Annotated in this window: 9 protein-coding genes and 3 rRNA genes; 3 read left to right on the top strand and 9 right to left on the bottom strand. The window is 67.1% G+C overall.

Annotated features, from left to right (window positions below; genetic code table 11):
- Positions 1–26: 26 nt before the first annotated feature.
- The 4 genes from K8Z49_RS02230 to K8Z49_RS02215 form a co-directional block, all read right to left on the bottom strand.
- Positions 27–1,628 (bottom strand): long-chain-fatty-acid--CoA ligase, encoded by a 1,602-nt coding sequence (locus K8Z49_RS02230; protein ID WP_075024452.1) that lies wholly within the window; start codon positions 1,626–1,628, stop codon positions 27–29.
- 92 nt (positions 1,629–1,720) lie between these two features.
- Complete coding sequence (locus K8Z49_RS02225; RefSeq protein ID WP_412517515.1) at positions 1,721–2,578, bottom strand: hypothetical protein; 858 nt, start codon at positions 2,576–2,578, stop codon at positions 1,721–1,723.
- Between the two features lie 80 nt (positions 2,579–2,658).
- A complete protein-coding gene (murA, locus tag K8Z49_RS02220; protein ID WP_024935493.1) occupies positions 2,659–3,960 on the bottom strand; it encodes a UDP-N-acetylglucosamine 1-carboxyvinyltransferase in 1,302 nt (433 codons plus the stop codon).
- A gap of 56 nt (positions 3,961–4,016) precedes the next feature.
- Positions 4,017–4,643 carry a LysE family translocator gene (locus tag K8Z49_RS02215; protein ID WP_024935494.1) on the bottom strand — a complete coding sequence of 209 codons (627 nt, stop codon included), beginning with the start codon at positions 4,641–4,643 and terminating at the stop codon, positions 4,017–4,019.
- Positions 4,644–4,706: 63 nt separating this feature from the next.
- Here K8Z49_RS02215 and K8Z49_RS02210 point away from each other — a divergent pair, with 63 nt between their 5' ends.
- Positions 4,707–5,417 carry a haloacid dehalogenase type II gene (locus tag K8Z49_RS02210; protein WP_412517514.1) on the top strand — a complete coding sequence of 237 codons (711 nt, stop codon included), beginning with the start codon at positions 4,707–4,709 and terminating at the stop codon, positions 5,415–5,417.
- A 234-nt stretch (positions 5,418–5,651) separates the two neighbouring features.
- Here K8Z49_RS02210 and K8Z49_RS02205 read toward each other — a convergent pair whose 3' ends face one another.
- Positions 5,652–6,245 carry a TetR/AcrR family transcriptional regulator gene (locus K8Z49_RS02205; protein WP_412517513.1) on the bottom strand — a complete coding sequence of 198 codons (594 nt, stop codon included), beginning with the start codon at positions 6,243–6,245 and terminating at the stop codon, positions 5,652–5,654.
- Positions 6,246–6,308: 63 nt separating this feature from the next.
- Between K8Z49_RS02205 and K8Z49_RS02200 the strand changes: the two genes are divergently transcribed.
- Together K8Z49_RS02200 and K8Z49_RS02195 are read left to right on the top strand one after the other, a co-directional pair.
- Entirely contained in the window at positions 6,309–7,700 is a 1,392-nt protein-coding gene (locus tag K8Z49_RS02200; RefSeq protein WP_412517512.1) for an MFS transporter, read from the top strand.
- A gap of 23 nt (positions 7,701–7,723) precedes the next feature.
- Complete coding sequence (locus K8Z49_RS02195) at positions 7,724–8,224, top strand: tetratricopeptide repeat protein (protein WP_412517511.1); 501 nt, start codon at positions 7,724–7,726, stop codon at positions 8,222–8,224.
- A gap of 21 nt (positions 8,225–8,245) precedes the next feature.
- Here K8Z49_RS02195 and K8Z49_RS02190 read toward each other — a convergent pair whose 3' ends face one another.
- From K8Z49_RS02190 to K8Z49_RS02175, 4 genes are all read right to left on the bottom strand, one after another.
- Positions 8,246–8,401: a hypothetical protein gene (locus tag K8Z49_RS02190; protein ID WP_177287907.1), complete on the bottom strand. Its 156-nt coding sequence runs from the start codon at positions 8,399–8,401 to the stop codon at positions 8,246–8,248.
- A gap of 52 nt (positions 8,402–8,453) precedes the next feature.
- A 5S ribosomal RNA gene (gene rrf / locus K8Z49_RS02185) occupies positions 8,454–8,570 on the bottom strand.
- 154 nt (positions 8,571–8,724) lie between these two features.
- Positions 8,725–11,844, bottom strand: a 23S ribosomal RNA gene (locus tag K8Z49_RS02180).
- 452 nt (positions 11,845–12,296) lie between these two features.
- Positions 12,297–13,813 (bottom strand): 16S ribosomal RNA (locus K8Z49_RS02175).
- The 16S, 23S and 5S rRNA genes sit together here, the layout of an rRNA operon.
- Positions 13,814–14,037: the final 224 nt, after the last annotated feature.

The raw sequence follows: 14,037 nt of genomic DNA, 5'->3' as shown, positions 1-14,037 counted from the left end.
CCGGAGGCCCCGTCCCGCCGGGGTTCTCAGCCCTGGACGCGGCGGTCGCGGCCCGCCCACTCCCGCTCGCGGAGCTGGAACTTCTGGATCTTGCCGGTGGACGTCTTCGGCAGCTCGGGGACGAACTCCACGGCGTCGGGCGCCTTGAACCGGGCGAGGCTCTTCCGGACGTGCTCGACCAGCTCGGTCCCGGTGACCGCGTGCCCGTCGCGGAGGACCACGAAGGCCTTCGGGCGCTCGCCCCACTTGTCGTCCGGGACCGCGACGACGGCGACCTCCAGCACGGCCGGATGCGAGTCGATCGCCCGCTCGACCTCGACCGTGGAGATGTTCTCGCCGCCGGAGATGATGATGTCCTTGGAGCGGTCGCGCAGCTCGACGTACCCGTCGGGGTGGCGGACGCCGAGGTCGCCGGAGTGGAACCAGCCGCCGCGGAACGCGCGGGCGGTGGCCTCCTCGTCCCGGTGGTAGCCCTTCATGACGTTGTTGCCGCGCATGACGATCTCGCCGAGCGTCGCGCCGTCGGCGGGGACGTCGTTCATGGCGTCGTCGACGACGCGCAGCCCGTCCGTCTGGATCATGCCGACGCCCTGCCGGGCCAGCAGGCGCGCCCGGTCGGCGGCGGCCAGCTCCGGCCACCCCGGCTGCGGGTCGCAGACCGAGTACGGTCCGTAGGTCTCCGTCAGCCCGTACACGTGCACGATGCCCGCGCCGAGGCCCTCCATCTGCCCGATGATCGTCGGGCTGGGCGGCGCGCCAGCCGTCGTGACGGTCAGCGGCCGCTCCAGCGGATGCGCCTCCGCCGCGTTCGCGATCGTCACCAGGACGGTCGGGGCGCCGTTCAGGTGCGTCACGCCCTCGGTGTCGATGAGCCGCCACACCTCGCCCGCGACGACCGCGCGCAGGCACACCTGCGTCCCGCCGATCGCGGCGAGCGCCCACGGCGTGCACCAGCCGTTGCAGTGGAACATCGGCAGCGTCCACAGGTAGACGCTCTCGGGCGTGTGGCGCGAGTGCACGACCTCGCCGAGCGCGTTGAGGTAGGCGCCGCGGTGCGTGTAGATGACGCCCTTGGGACGTCCCGTGGTCCCGGACGTGTAGTTGATCGAGATGGCGGCGTTCTCGTCGTCGACGTCCCAGGAGAGCGGGTCCTGCGAGCCGCGCGCCATCAGCTCCCCGTAGCCGATGCCGCCGACCGCCGGGTCGGGTTCGGCGCCGGCGGCCGGGACGGTCACGACCTGCGGCAGACCGCCCGCGAGCGGCGCCACGGACGGATGCAGCGCCGCGTCCACCACCAGCGCCTTCGCTCCCGAGTGGTCGAGGATGTAGCGGATCTCCTCGGCGGCGAGCCGGGTGTTGATCGCGACGAGGACGGCTCCGGCGAGCGGCACGCCGAAGTGCGCGACGAGCAGCTCCGGGACGTTCGGCGCCAGGTAGGCGACCCGGTCCCCGGGGCCGATCCCGGAGGCGCGCAGCGCGGAGGCCAGCCGGGTCGCCTCGGCGGCGAACTCCGCGTACGTGGCGCGGCGGTCCCCGTGGACGTAGGCGGTCTTGCCGGGGAACACCTCCGCCGACCGCCGCAGGAACGCGAGCGGGGTGAGCGCCGTGTAACCCGGGCCGTTGTCCATGGGAGCCTCCGGTGCCGTCTGCTGGGAGCGTCCGGCACCCCCAGGGCGGATGTCGCCTGCGCTCCCAGGATCGCACGGCCCCCGCCGCGGGCTCAGGCGCCGCGGGTCAGGATGGAGACGGCCTTGACCGTGACGTAGCCGCGCCATTCCAGTTCGGCGGCGGGCGAGTAGGAGACGAAGTCGACGCGCCATCCGCCGTCGTCCTGCTGCTCCTCGTCGAGGCGCCGCAGCTCCGCGGCGATGAGGTCGTCCTCGAACAGCCTCCGGACCGGGCGCCCGGGGTAGGGCGCGAGGTCGAGCGGGCGCATCATCTCGTCCTCCTGCCCGCCCTGGACGTGGACGAGGCCGTTCTCGGGGATGTGCCTTCCGAGCAGGTCGATGGCCTCGATGTCCTCGACGGCGTCGGCCAGCCACAGCGCGAACGCCAGTTCCAGGGCGTGCAGCTCATCTTTCGCACGCAGGGCGTCGAGGCAGTAGCGGGTGGCGCGTTCGAGCCACGGATGCGCGGCGACGGCCTTGTCGTGGACGGCGACGCGCTGCGCCGTCGCCGCCACGACCGCCGTGATCTGCAGGGAGGACGCCCGCGGGTCCGCGCCGGCCCAGAACGGCGCGCACCCGGCCGGGTCGGGGACGTGCAGCCCGAACGGCACGCCGCCGTCCGGCAGCGTCACCGAGTCCAGCCAGTCGCAGAGCGCCACCGCCTCCGGGGCCGTGGCCGGCCCCAGCTCCTCGAACACCTCGAACGCGTGCAGCGCCGGGCCGGGCTGGCTGGTGCGCGACCGGAGGTCGGGTTCGAGGCCGTGGCCGTACCCGCCGTCGGGGTTGCGGTAGGCGTTGACCGCGGCGAGCAGCGCGTCGCGGTCGCCCTCGCCGGTCAGCAACTCGAACCGCCGCCGGTCGAGGGGACGCGCGTGCGTGGCCATGAATTCCGATGCCTTCGTCAGGTTCATGGCTCCAGCGTGGCCGCCGCTCGGCCACCCGTCTTGTAGGTTCCGGCCATCACCGCGTAAGGACCGGCCCAGGTCCCGCGCTAACCGGCCTGCAGGGAGAGCCCCAGCGCCCGGAACTGCTCGACCGGGCGGTGGTAGCCGCGCTCGATGTGGTGGACGCCGCGCAGCGTGGAGGGACCCTCCGCCACCGCCGCCGCCAGCACCGCCGAGAACCCGGCCCGGATGTCGGGCATGGTGACGTCCCCGCCGCGCAGCTTCGTCACGCCGCGCACCACGGCCGAGTGCAGCGCCGCCGTGTCGTGGTACCGGCAGGCGGGGCCGCCGAGGCACGTGTCGTACACCTCGATCTCCGCGCCCATGCTCTGCAGCGCCGGAACGTAGGCGAGCCGGTTCTCGTAGACGGTCTCGTGCAGCACCGACATGCCGTCCGCCTGGGTGAACAGCACCATCAGCGGGGTCTGCCAGTCCGTCGCGAACCCCGGGTGCGTGTCGGTCTGCACCGCGGCGGGGCTCAGCCCGTCCGGCGCGGACGCCATGATCCAGTCATCGGTGATCTGGAACTCCGCGCCCATCCTGGTGAGCGTCGTGATCGCGGTGACGAGACGGTCCTGCGGGCACCCGTGCACCCGCACCTCTCCGCCGGTCACGAGCCCGGCCACCAGGTAGGAGAACGCCTCGATCCGGTCGCCGTCCAGCCGCGTCAGCGCGCCGTTCAGCCGCTCGACGCCCTCGACCACGATCCGCCGGTCGGGCGCGAAGGAGATCCGCGCGCCCATCCGCTGGAGGAACAGCGCCAGTTCGATGATCTCCGGCTCCGTCGCGGCGTTCCTGATGACGGTCTTCCCCTCGGCCCGCACGGCGGCCAGCAGCACCGTCTCCGTGGCGCCGACGCTCGGATACGGCAGGTCGATCCGGGTGCCGACGAGCCGCGTCGCGTGCGCGTGGATCCCGTCCGCCGCGTGCGACACCTCGGCGCCGAACGCCCGCAGCGCCTCGACGTGGAAGTCGACCGGCCGCCGCCCGATCGGGTCGCCGCCGACCAGCGGGACGAACGCCTCGCCCGCCTGGTGCAGCAGTGGGCCGAGCATCAGGATCGGGATGCGGTTCAGCCCGGTGAACGCCTTGCCGACGCTCGGGTCCGACACCGGCCCCGGCACGACCGTCACGTCCCCGCCGGACCGCTCCACGGTCATCCCGACGTGCTCCAGCATGCCCGCGGTGATGCCGACCTCGCCGACGTCGGGCGCGTTGCCGATGGTGCTCGGCCCGTCCCCCAGCATCGCCGCGACCATGTGCTTGCTGACCGCGTTCTTCGCCCCCCGCACGGTGACGTCCCCGCGAAGCGGCCCCGACGGCTCAATACGCCACAACTTGTCAGTCATCCGAGCAGCCTACGGCGTCCGGTGAGCCCGTCCACGGCATTCCCGCGGGCCCGGAATCAGGGACGGTCCGCCAGGAGGTTCGCCGCGAAGCCGATGAACGCGACGCCGCTGACCTGTTCCATCCGCCGCCGGAAGGACGGCCGCCGGAGCCTGTCCCCCAGCGCGGCCGCCGCGCCCGAGACGAGCCAGAACCAGACCGCCAGCTCGATCAGGTCGATCACGGTGAACAGGACGGTCGTGCCGAACACCGGTGCCCCGTGCGGCATGAATTGCGGGACGAGGCTCATGTAGAACACGCCGGCCTTCGGGTTCAACAGGTTCGTCCCCACCCCGGCCCGGAAGGCCGCGAACCCGGTCCCGGCCACGGCGGGTTCCGGCGGGGCGCTCCCGCTCTCCTTCCTCCGCGCGCGCCACAGCGCCGTCGTCCCCAGCCACACCAGGTACGCGGCGCCGCACACGCGCACCACGTCGTACGCCACCTGCGAGGCGGTCAGCAGGGCGGTCAGCCCGACCGCCGTCGCGAGCCCCCAGACGCCGCACCCGGTCAGGATGCCGAGTGCCGCCGCGAGCCCGCTCCGCCGGCCCTGCGCGATGGACGTCCTGAGCACGAGGAACGTGTCCAGGCCTGGCATGACATTGACGATCATCGCGGCGAGGGCGAACGCGAGCACGGCGGTGGCCATGATCGAATCCTACCGACACTCCTTACGCCCGCTGCTCCGGCGGACGTGCTAGATGTGGCTGGTATGAACGTTGACGCTGCGGTGTTCGATGTGTTCGGGACATTGACCGACTGGCGGTCGAGCGTGGCGGGCGAGGTGGCCGAGGTCGGCGAACGCGCCGGGCTGCACGCCGACTGGACGGCCGTCGCCGAGGACTGGCGGCGCCGCTACCGCCCCACGCTCGGACGGGTCGTCGCCGGGGACCTGCCCTGGGGTCCCCTGGACGCCCTTCACCGCCTCATGCTGGACGAGGTGCTGCCCGGGCACGGGCTCGACACGCTCACCGACGCCGACCGGGACCACCTGGTCCGGGCCTGGCACCGCCTCCGCGCCTGGCCGGACGTCCCCGAGGGCCTGGAGCGCCTTCACCGGAGCCCCGTCCTCACCGCCACGCTGTCCAACGGCGGGGTGGGGCTGCTGACCCGCCTCGCGAAACAGGCCGGGCTCCGCTTCGACTGCATCCTGTCGGCGGAACTGGCCGGCTCCTACAAACCCGACCCGCGCGTCTACCGCAAGGCCGCCGAACTCCTCGACGTCGAGCCGAGCCGACTCCTCATGGTCGCCTGCCACCCGGACGACCTCGAGGCGGCGGCAGCGGTCGGCCTCCGCATCGCCTACGTCCCTCGCCCCGAATGGGGCCCGCACGCCGCGCCCGTCCCACCACCCGCCGAGGCCGACCTGGTCGCCACCGACCTCAACGACCTGGCCCGCACCCTGGCCGAAACTCGCGACTGAACAGAACCGGCGACTCCCGCTTCCCAGAAAGCGGGCGCTCCGCCCTGGTCGCTCACGTCTCCCTTGTGGGTGAGGAGGACACGGTCACCTGCTGCGGCGGCGGAACCGTCGCTTTTCGACACGCTCGCGATGCGGGCGAACTTGAGGTCGTCTCGTACGATCGCGGACCGCTCAGCCGCGCGCGGGGCCACGTGACGATTCGACGCTCGGGGCGATCACGATCCAGCCAACCGCCTAGACGGCGGCCGTCTCCGTCTCCGTCCATGAGTCGGCGAGCGTGCAGAGTTCGGCGAGCGCGGTCTCGGCCCGTTCCCGGTCGCCGGTGGTGAGGACGTCGGTCTGCAAGCCCGCGTAGGCGCTGCTGAGGAAGGTCGCCTTGACGCGCGCCTGAGCGGGATCGAGGCCGCGGGCGGTCAGGGCGCCCGCGACGAACTCCGCCCGTTCCGCCAGGAATCTCGGTATCCGGTCGCCGAGGCGCCCGGCGGCGGCGAGCCCTTCGATCTCGCGGACGAGCCGGGTGTGCGCGATGTTCTCCGGCGCCAGGTGGCGGTCCCAGGAGGCGCGGACGATCGCGCCGATCCCCCGGTCCGTGTCGTCCCAGCCCTCCGTCGCGTGGAGCTGCTCGTGCTGGATCTCGTCCAGGCGCTTCAGCAGCGCGGCGAGCAGCGCGTCCTTGTCGGCGAAGTGGTGGGTCAGGACGCGGGTGCTCTGGCCCAGGGCCTGGGCGATCGGGCGCATCGACAGGCCGGACATCCCGTGCTCGGCGAGATGGTCGAGCACCGCGTCGAGGATCTCGACGCGGCGACGCGGGTCGCGCGGCCTGGCCACTCCTGCCCTCCTTCAGGTCCGGGATGTTCAGCCTATAGGGTAACGAGTGTTACCTTAACCGCCATGCTCATCTTCCGGCGCCCGTCCAGCGGGCTGTGGCTCGTCGCCCTCACCCTGACCGCGTTCACCCTCCAGACCGACGACTTCGTGATCGTGGGCGTGCTGCCGTCCATCGCGACCGGCCTCTCGGTCAGCGAGGCCGCGGCCGGGCAGCTGGTGACCGTCTTCTCCGTCGTCTGCGCCGTGTTCGCTCCCGTGGCGGCGGTGGTCACGGCGTCGTGGTCACGGCGTCGCCTGCTCACCGGCGGGATGCTGGTGTTCAGCGCCGCCAACCTCGCCGTGCCGCTCGCCACGTCCTACCCGGCGCTGATGACCCTGCGGGTCGTCGCCGCGCTCGCCGCCGCCGTCGTGCTGCCGACCGTGTTCGCGGTCACCGCCGCCCTGTCCCCGCCGGGCCGGCAGGGCCGCGACCTGGCGACGGTCATGGCCGGGCTGACGGGCGCCATCGTCGTCGGCGTCCCGCTCGGAACCTGGATCGGCGCGGCGTTCGGCTGGCAGGCCACGTTCGTGACGGGCGGTCTCCTCGGCCTCGCCGCCCTGGCCTTCCTGCACATCACCGTGCCGGACGTCGTGTCACCACCCCAGACCGGCCTGAGCGAACGGCTCCGCCCGCTGGGACGTCCGGCCGTGCTGCTCGTGCTGTCCGCCGCCGTCGCGGCCGTGGTCGGCAACCTGATGATCCAGACGTATCTCGCGCCCCTCCTGGACGGGCTGGCGGGTGTTACTTCGTCCGAGTTGGGCGGGCTTCTGGTGCTGACGGGCGTCGCGGGCATCGTCGGCGGGCGGTTCAGCGGCACGTTGGTCGACCGTTTCGGCCCGGCGAGAACGTTCGCCCTGGCAGCCGCCGTCTTCACCGTGTCGATGGCCGGGCTGGCGCTGGTCTGGTCGCTGCGTCCGGCACATCTGGCGCTCGTCGTCCCGTTGCTGCTGGTGTGGTCAGCGGCGGCCTGGGTCGGTTCCGCCGCCTGTCCAGACGCGTGTCCTGGCGTCCGCCGGGCCCGAGAGCGGCCCGCAGGCCCTGGCGCTCAGCAGCAGCGCCGTCTACGTCGGCGCTTCGCTCGGTGCGGGCCTCGGCGGATGGCTGCTCGGCATCTTCGGCGCCGGGACGCTGCCCGTCGCGGCCGGTGCCTGCACCCTGCTGGCCCTGGCCTTGTTCGGCTTTGCGGAGCGCACCGCCCCCGTCCCTGCCCCCGCGGACGAACCCGCCGAACACGCCGACTGCGAAGTACGTGGCTGACCCCTCGCCGGACCGGTGGCCGCGCCGGTGCAAGATGTGTGGGTTGGCACCGGCGCGACCATGATCCCGACCATCGTCGAGCGGACCAATTCTGCCCGGCCGGAGGTTGCACAACCGTTGCGCCGCCGCCCGGGGACGGGCCGCCCCCGCGACGATGACCTCCGGCCCTATCCTCGATTCCATGATCACTTCGGATTGGGAGCGGCGAATCGCCGATCTCTGGGCCTCCTTCGACGACCACGAGCCCGCGGCCTTCCTCGCCGAGGTCGAGGAGCTGGCCGGCGAGCTTCCACCCGGCGACGCGGTCGCCGAGTACGAGATCGCATCGGCCCATGACTCGATCGGCAACGAGGCGGAGGCCGCCGTCCACTACCGGCGGGCGTTCGAGGCCGGGCTGTCCGGGACGCGCCGCCGCGAGGGGACGATCCAGTACGCCAGCACCCTGCGCAACCTCGGCCGGGCCGAGGAGAGCATCGCGTTGCTGACCACCGAACGCGACGCCGTGTCGGACGACCTCGACGACGCCGTGACCGCGTTCCTGGCCCTCGCGCTCACCGATGTCGGACGCGAAAGAGAGGCGGTGTCGCTCGCCTTGGGCGCCCTCTCCCGCCACCTCCCCCGGTACAACCGCTCGCTCGCCGCCTACGCCGAGGCTCTGACGCAGGAAGGCCCCACCGGCTGACGTCCTCCGCGCAGCGGCCGGTCACGCCTTCGCGCTGACGTCCCGCCGGGCCCGCGCGAGCACCGGATCGGCGTCCCCCGGGTAACCCCCGGCGCGCTCGACAGCACTCGTGCGCCCGACCTCGCCGAAATGCCACCGGGCACGGTCATGGTCACCGGCCGACACCAGAATCGGCATGGTGAAATGAGAAAGGCCCCGCCGAAATCGGCGGGGCCTTCCTGCAATATAGGTCCGGCGGTGTCCTACTCTCCCACACAGTCTCCCATGCAGTACCATCGGCGCTGAGAGGCTTAACTTCCGGGTTCGGAATGGGACCGGGTGTTTCCCCCTCGCCAAAACCACCGAACGCCTCAACGCACCACCCCCAGCGGGGGTGTGCAAGTCTCAACGTCCGAGCCAGGCTCGGTATTCACTTGATTAATGCGGGTTCCCGGTTGTTTTCCAGGAACCACACAGGGACGCGAACAACTCACAACAGCGATTCGGTTTGAACGTCATGTGTGTTCAAGCCACTCGGCCTATTAGTACCGGTCGACTCCACACGTCACCGCGCTTCCATCTCCGGCCTATCAACCCGATCGTCTACCGGGGGCCTTACACCCACAAAGGGGTGGGAGAACTCATCTCGAGGAAGGCTTCCCGCTTAGATGCTTTCAGCGGTTATCCCGACCGAACGTAGCCAACCAGCCGTGCCCCTGGCGGGACAACTGGCACACCAGAGGTTCGTCCGTCCCGGTCCTCTCGTACTAGGGACAGACCCTCTCAATTCTCCTACGCGCACAGCGGATAGGGACCGAACTGTCTCGCGACGTTCTAAACCCAGCTCGCGTGCCGCTTTAATGGGCGAACAGCCCAACCCTTGGGACCTACTCCAGCCCCAGGATGCGACGAGCCGACATCGAGGTGCCAAACCATCCCGTCGATATGGACTCTTGGGGAAGATCAGCCTGTTATCCCCGGGGTACCTTTTAGCCGTTGAGCGACACCACTTCCACACGTAGGTGCCGGATCACTAGGCCCTGCTTTCGCACCTGCTCGACACGTCCGTCTCACAGTCAAGCTCCCTTGTGCCCTTGCACTCGCCACCTGATTGCCAACCAGGCTGAGGGAACCTTTGGGCGCCTCCGTTACACTTTAGGAGGCAACCGCCCCAGTTAAACTACCCACCAGGCACTGTCCCCCACCCGGATCCACGGGTGCGGGTTAGACGCTCAAAACGACCAGAGTGGTATTTCACCAACGACTCCACCGACACTGGCGTGCCGGCTTCACAGTCTCCCACCTATCCTACACAAGACGCTTCAGGCGCCAATGCCAAGCTGTAGTGAAGGTCCCGGGGTCTTTCCGTCCTGCTGCGCGAAACGAGCATCTTTACTCGTACTGCAATTTCACCGGGCCTGTGGTTGAGACAGCGGGGAAGTCGTTACGCCATTCGTGCAGGTCGGAACTTACCCGACAAGGAATTTCGCTACCTTAGGATGGTTATAGTTACCACCGCCGTTTACCGGCGCTTAGATTCTCAGCTTCGACACCCAAAAGGCATCTAACCGGTCCTCTTAACGTTCCGGCACCGGGCAGGCGTCAGTCCGTATACAGCGTCTTACGACTTCGCACGGACCTGTGTTTTTAGTAAACAGTCGCTTCCCCCTGGCCTCTGCGACCCCACCCAGCTCCCCGTGCAAGACGGTTCACCAGACGTGGTCCCCCTTCTCCCAAAGTTACGGGGGCAATTTGCCGAGTTCCTTAACCACAGTTCACCCGATCGCCTTGGTATTCTCTACCTGACCACCTGAGTCGGTTTAGGGTACGGGCCGCCAGTACACTCGCTAGAGGCTTTTCTCGACAGCATGGGATCACTCACTTCACCTAAAACGGCTCGGCATCACATCTCACCCTTCACACGCCACGGATTTACCTATGGCGCGGGCTACATGCTTACCCCAGGACAACCATCGCCTGGGCTGAGCTACCCTCCTGCGTCACCCCATCACTCACCTACTACCCCCTCGGGTCCCACGCTCGCCAAGCAACAGGCCCGAAGGCCCACAACCCGGTTCAGGTGGTTAGCATCAGAGGGTTCAGCGTTGGCGCATACCAGCGGGTACGGGAATATCAACCCGTTGTCCATCGACTACGCCTGTCGGCCTCGCCTTAGGTCCCGACTTACCCTGGGCGGATTAGCCTGCCCCAGGAACCCTTGGTCATCCGGCGCACACGTTTCTCACGTGTGATTCGCTACTCATGCCTGCATTCTCACTCCCGCAGCCTCCACCACTCGATCACTCGGCGGCTTCGCCGGCTACAGGACGCTCCCCTACCCATCACACCCCCCGAAAGGGATGCAATGCCACGGCTTCGGCGGTGTGCTTGAGCCCCGCTACATTGTCGGCGCGGAATCACTTGACCAGTGAGCTATTACGCACTCTTTCAAGGATGGCTGCTTCTAAGCCAACCTCCTGGTTGTCACGGCAACTCCACATCCTTTCCCACTTAGCACACGCTTAGGGGCCTTAGCCGATGATCTGGGCTGTTTCCCTCTCGACTACGAAGCTTATCCCCCGCAGTCTCACTGCCACGCTCTCACTTACCGGCATTCGGAGTTTGGCTGACGTCAGTAACCTTGTAGGGCCCATCAGCCATCCAGTAGCTCTACCTCCGGCAAGAAACACGCAACGCTGCACCTAAATGCATTTCGGGGAGAACCAGCTATCACGGAGTTTGATTGGCCTTTCACCCCTAACCACAGGTCATCCCCCAGGTTTTCAACCCTGGTGGGTTCGGGCCTCCACACCGTCTTACCGGCGCTTCACCCTGCCCATGGCTAGATCACCCCGCTTCGGGTCTACAGCATGCGACTAAAACGCCCTATTCAGACTCGCTTTCGCTACGGCTACCCGCCACCGGTTAACCTCGCCACACACCATAACTCGCAGGCTCATTCTTCAAAAGGCACGCCATCACGAACAAAGGAAAAACAAGTTCCCCCTCGAGGACGCTCTGACGGCTTGTAGGCACACGGTTTCAGGTACTATTTCACGACCCCTCACCGGGGCACTTTTCACCTTTCCCTCACGGTACTAGTCCGCTATCGGTCACCAGGAAGTATTCAGCCTTACCACGTGGTCGTGGCAGATTCACACGGGATTTCACGGGCCCCGTGCTACTCGGGAACACACCCAGAAGCCACTCGAATTTCGTCTACCGGACTCTCACCGTCTACGGTCGGCCATCCCAAGCCGTTCAACTATCCGAGCAGTTTGTAACTCCTCGCCAGCGCGGCAGCACTGACCGGATGGTCCCACAACCCCGCACACGCAACGCCTGCCGGCTATCACACGCGCACGGTTTAGGCTCCTCCGCTTTCGCTCACCACTACTCACGGAATCACTATTGTTTTCTCTTCCTGCGGGTACTGAGATGTTTCACTTCCCCGCGTCCCCACCAACCTGCCTATACATTCAGCAGGCGGCGACACCCCATGACGAGTGCCAGGTTTCCCCATTCGGAAATCCCCGGATCAAAGTCTGGTTGCCGACTCCCCGAGGCATATCGCAGGCTCCCACGTCCTTCATCGGCTCCTGATGCCAAGGCATCCACCGTATGCCCTTAAAAACTTGAACACACAAAACGATCAAAACAAATCGCAGACAAACAACAAGAACAACCCGAAGAAACCCCCAAAAGGGCTCCCCGCGCAACTCTCATCATTCGCCAGAGATGCTCGCGTCCACTGTGCAGTTCTCAAAAAACAACCGGGCCCACCAAAACCACACCCCCGACAAAGGAATGTGGTCCTGGTCCCGCGATCCAGAGGTCACCCGGGCTTGCGCCCGTTCCCTCAGGACCCAACAGCGTGTCCAACCCACCACCCGCCCGACACCGCCGTTCCCACTCCCCCCAACACCCTCACGGGTCTGGGAGGCGGTACTTGCCGGCTCACACGAGCGGTGAGCTGAGTAGCCAGTGCTCCACATCTATGAGCAGCCACCTGACAGACATCCGCTGTCAACAGTGGCCACCGACCCGGGCCTTCCACAGGGGAAGCAGCCCTGGCCAGTTGTGTGCTCCTTAGAAAGGAGGTGATCCAGCCGCACCTTCCGGTACGGCTACCTTGTTACGACTTCGTCCCAATCGCCGGCCCCACCTTCGACCGCTCCCCCCACAAGGGTTGGGCCACGGGCTTCGGGTGTTGCCGACTTTCGTGACGTGACGGGCGGTGTGTACAAGGCCCGGGAACGTATTCACCGCAGCGTTGCTGATCTGCGATTACTAGCGACTCCGACTTCACGAAGTCGAGTTGCAGACTTCGATCCGAACTGAGACCGGCTTTAAGGATTCGCTCCACCTCACGGTATCGCAGCCCTCTGTACCGGCCATTGTAGCATGTTTGCAGCCCAAGACATAAGGGGCATGATGACTTGACGTCATCCCCACCTTCCTCCGAGTTGACCCCGGCGGTCTCCCATGAGTCCCCACCCGAAGTGCTGGCAACATGGAACGAGGGTTGCGCTCGTTGCGGGACTTAACCCAACATCTCACGACACGAGCTGACGACAGCCATGCACCACCTGTCACCGGCCCAAAAAGGACCCCACATCTCTGCAGGTTTTCCGGCAATGTCAAGCCTTGGTAAGGTTCTTCGCGTTGCGTCGAATTAAGCAACATGCTCCGCCGCTTGTGCGGGCCCCCGTCAATTCCTTTGAGTTTTAGCCTTGCGGCCGTACTCCCCAGGCGGGGCGCTTAATGCGTTAGCTACGGCGCGGAATCCGTGGAAGAACCCCACACCTAGCGCCCAACGTTTACGGCGTGGACTACCAGGGTATCTAATCCTGTTCGCTCCCCACGCTTTCGCTCCTCAGCGTCAGTACAGGCCCAGAGAACCGCCTTCGCCACCGGTGTTCCTCCCGATATCTGCGCATTTCACCGCTACACCGGGAATTCCATTCTCCCCTACCTGCCTCTAGTCTGCCCGTATCCACCGCAGACCCACGGTTAAGCGCGTGGGCTTTCACGACAGACGCGACAAACCGCCTACGAGCTCTTTACGCCCAATAATTCCGGACAACGCTTGCGCCCTACGTATTACCGCGGCTGCTGGCACGTAGTTAGCCGGCGCTTCTTCTGCAGGTACCGTCACGTTAGCTTCGTCCCTGCTGAAAGAGGTTTACAACCCGAAGGCCGTCATCCCTCACGCGGCGTCGCTGCGTCAGGCTTCCGCCCATTGCGCAATATTCCCCACTGCTGCCTCCCGTAGGAGTCTGGGCCGTGTCTCAGTCCCAGTGTGACCGGTCGCCCTCTCAGGCCGGTTACCCGTCGTCGCCTTGGTAGGCCATCACCCCACCAACAAGCTGATAGGCCGCGAGCCCATCCCCAACCGAAAAACTTTCCACCACCAGACCATGCGACCAGTGGTTACATCCGGTATTAGACCCAGTTTCCCGGGCTTATCCCAGAGTCAGGGGCAGGTTGCTCACGTGTTACTCACCCGTTCGCCGCTCGAGTACCCCCGAAGGGGCCTTTCCGCTCGACTTGCATGTGTTAAGCACGCCGCCAGCGTTCGTCCTGAGCCAGGATCAAACTCTCCATTAAGGCCTAACGACCAACCAAGGCGCGAACCCCAGCCGGCCAAACCTCGAAGAAAATCCCAGCACCACCATCCCCAGAAAACCAGGGACAGCATTGCCTCAAAGAAATCCCAGACCATCACCACAAACAGCGACGGTCACGGGGCGGTCCAGCCACAACAGGCCGAACCGATAAAGGCACTGGCTTTTAACACGCTGTTGAGTTCTCAAGAAACGGACACCCACCGC

The sequence above is a fragment of the Actinomadura madurae genome, from assembly GCF_047130825.1.
In the GTDB taxonomy this organism is placed as follows: Bacteria; Actinomycetota; Actinomycetes; order Streptosporangiales; family Streptosporangiaceae; genus Spirillospora; species Spirillospora madurae.
This window is presented reverse-complemented; position numbering and strand designations above follow the sequence as displayed.

What these genes read in the sequence shown, in the direction of transcription:
- K8Z49_RS02230 (WP_075024452.1), bottom strand. Translation starts at nt 1,628, where the DNA reads ATGGACAACGGCCCGGGTTACACGGCGCTCACCCCGCTCGCGTTCCTG.
- K8Z49_RS02225 (WP_412517515.1), bottom strand. Translation starts at nt 2,578, where the DNA reads ATGAACCTGACGAAGGCATCGGAATTCATGGCCACGCACGCGCGTCCC.
- murA (WP_024935493.1), bottom strand. Translation starts at nt 3,960, where the DNA reads ATGACTGACAAGTTGTGGCGTATTGAGCCGTCGGGGCCGCTTCGCGGG.
- K8Z49_RS02215 (WP_024935494.1), bottom strand. Translation starts at nt 4,643, where the DNA reads ATGGCCACCGCCGTGCTCGCGTTCGCCCTCGCCGCGATGATCGTCAAT.
- K8Z49_RS02210 (WP_412517514.1), top strand. Translation starts at nt 4,707, where the DNA reads ATGAACGTTGACGCTGCGGTGTTCGATGTGTTCGGGACATTGACCGAC.
- K8Z49_RS02200 (WP_412517512.1), top strand. Translation starts at nt 6,309, where the DNA reads ATGCTCATCTTCCGGCGCCCGTCCAGCGGGCTGTGGCTCGTCGCCCTC.
- K8Z49_RS02195 (WP_412517511.1), top strand. Translation starts at nt 7,724, where the DNA reads ATGATCACTTCGGATTGGGAGCGGCGAATCGCCGATCTCTGGGCCTCC.
- K8Z49_RS02190 (WP_177287907.1), bottom strand. Translation starts at nt 8,401, where the DNA reads ATGCCGATTCTGGTGTCGGCCGGTGACCATGACCGTGCCCGGTGGCAT.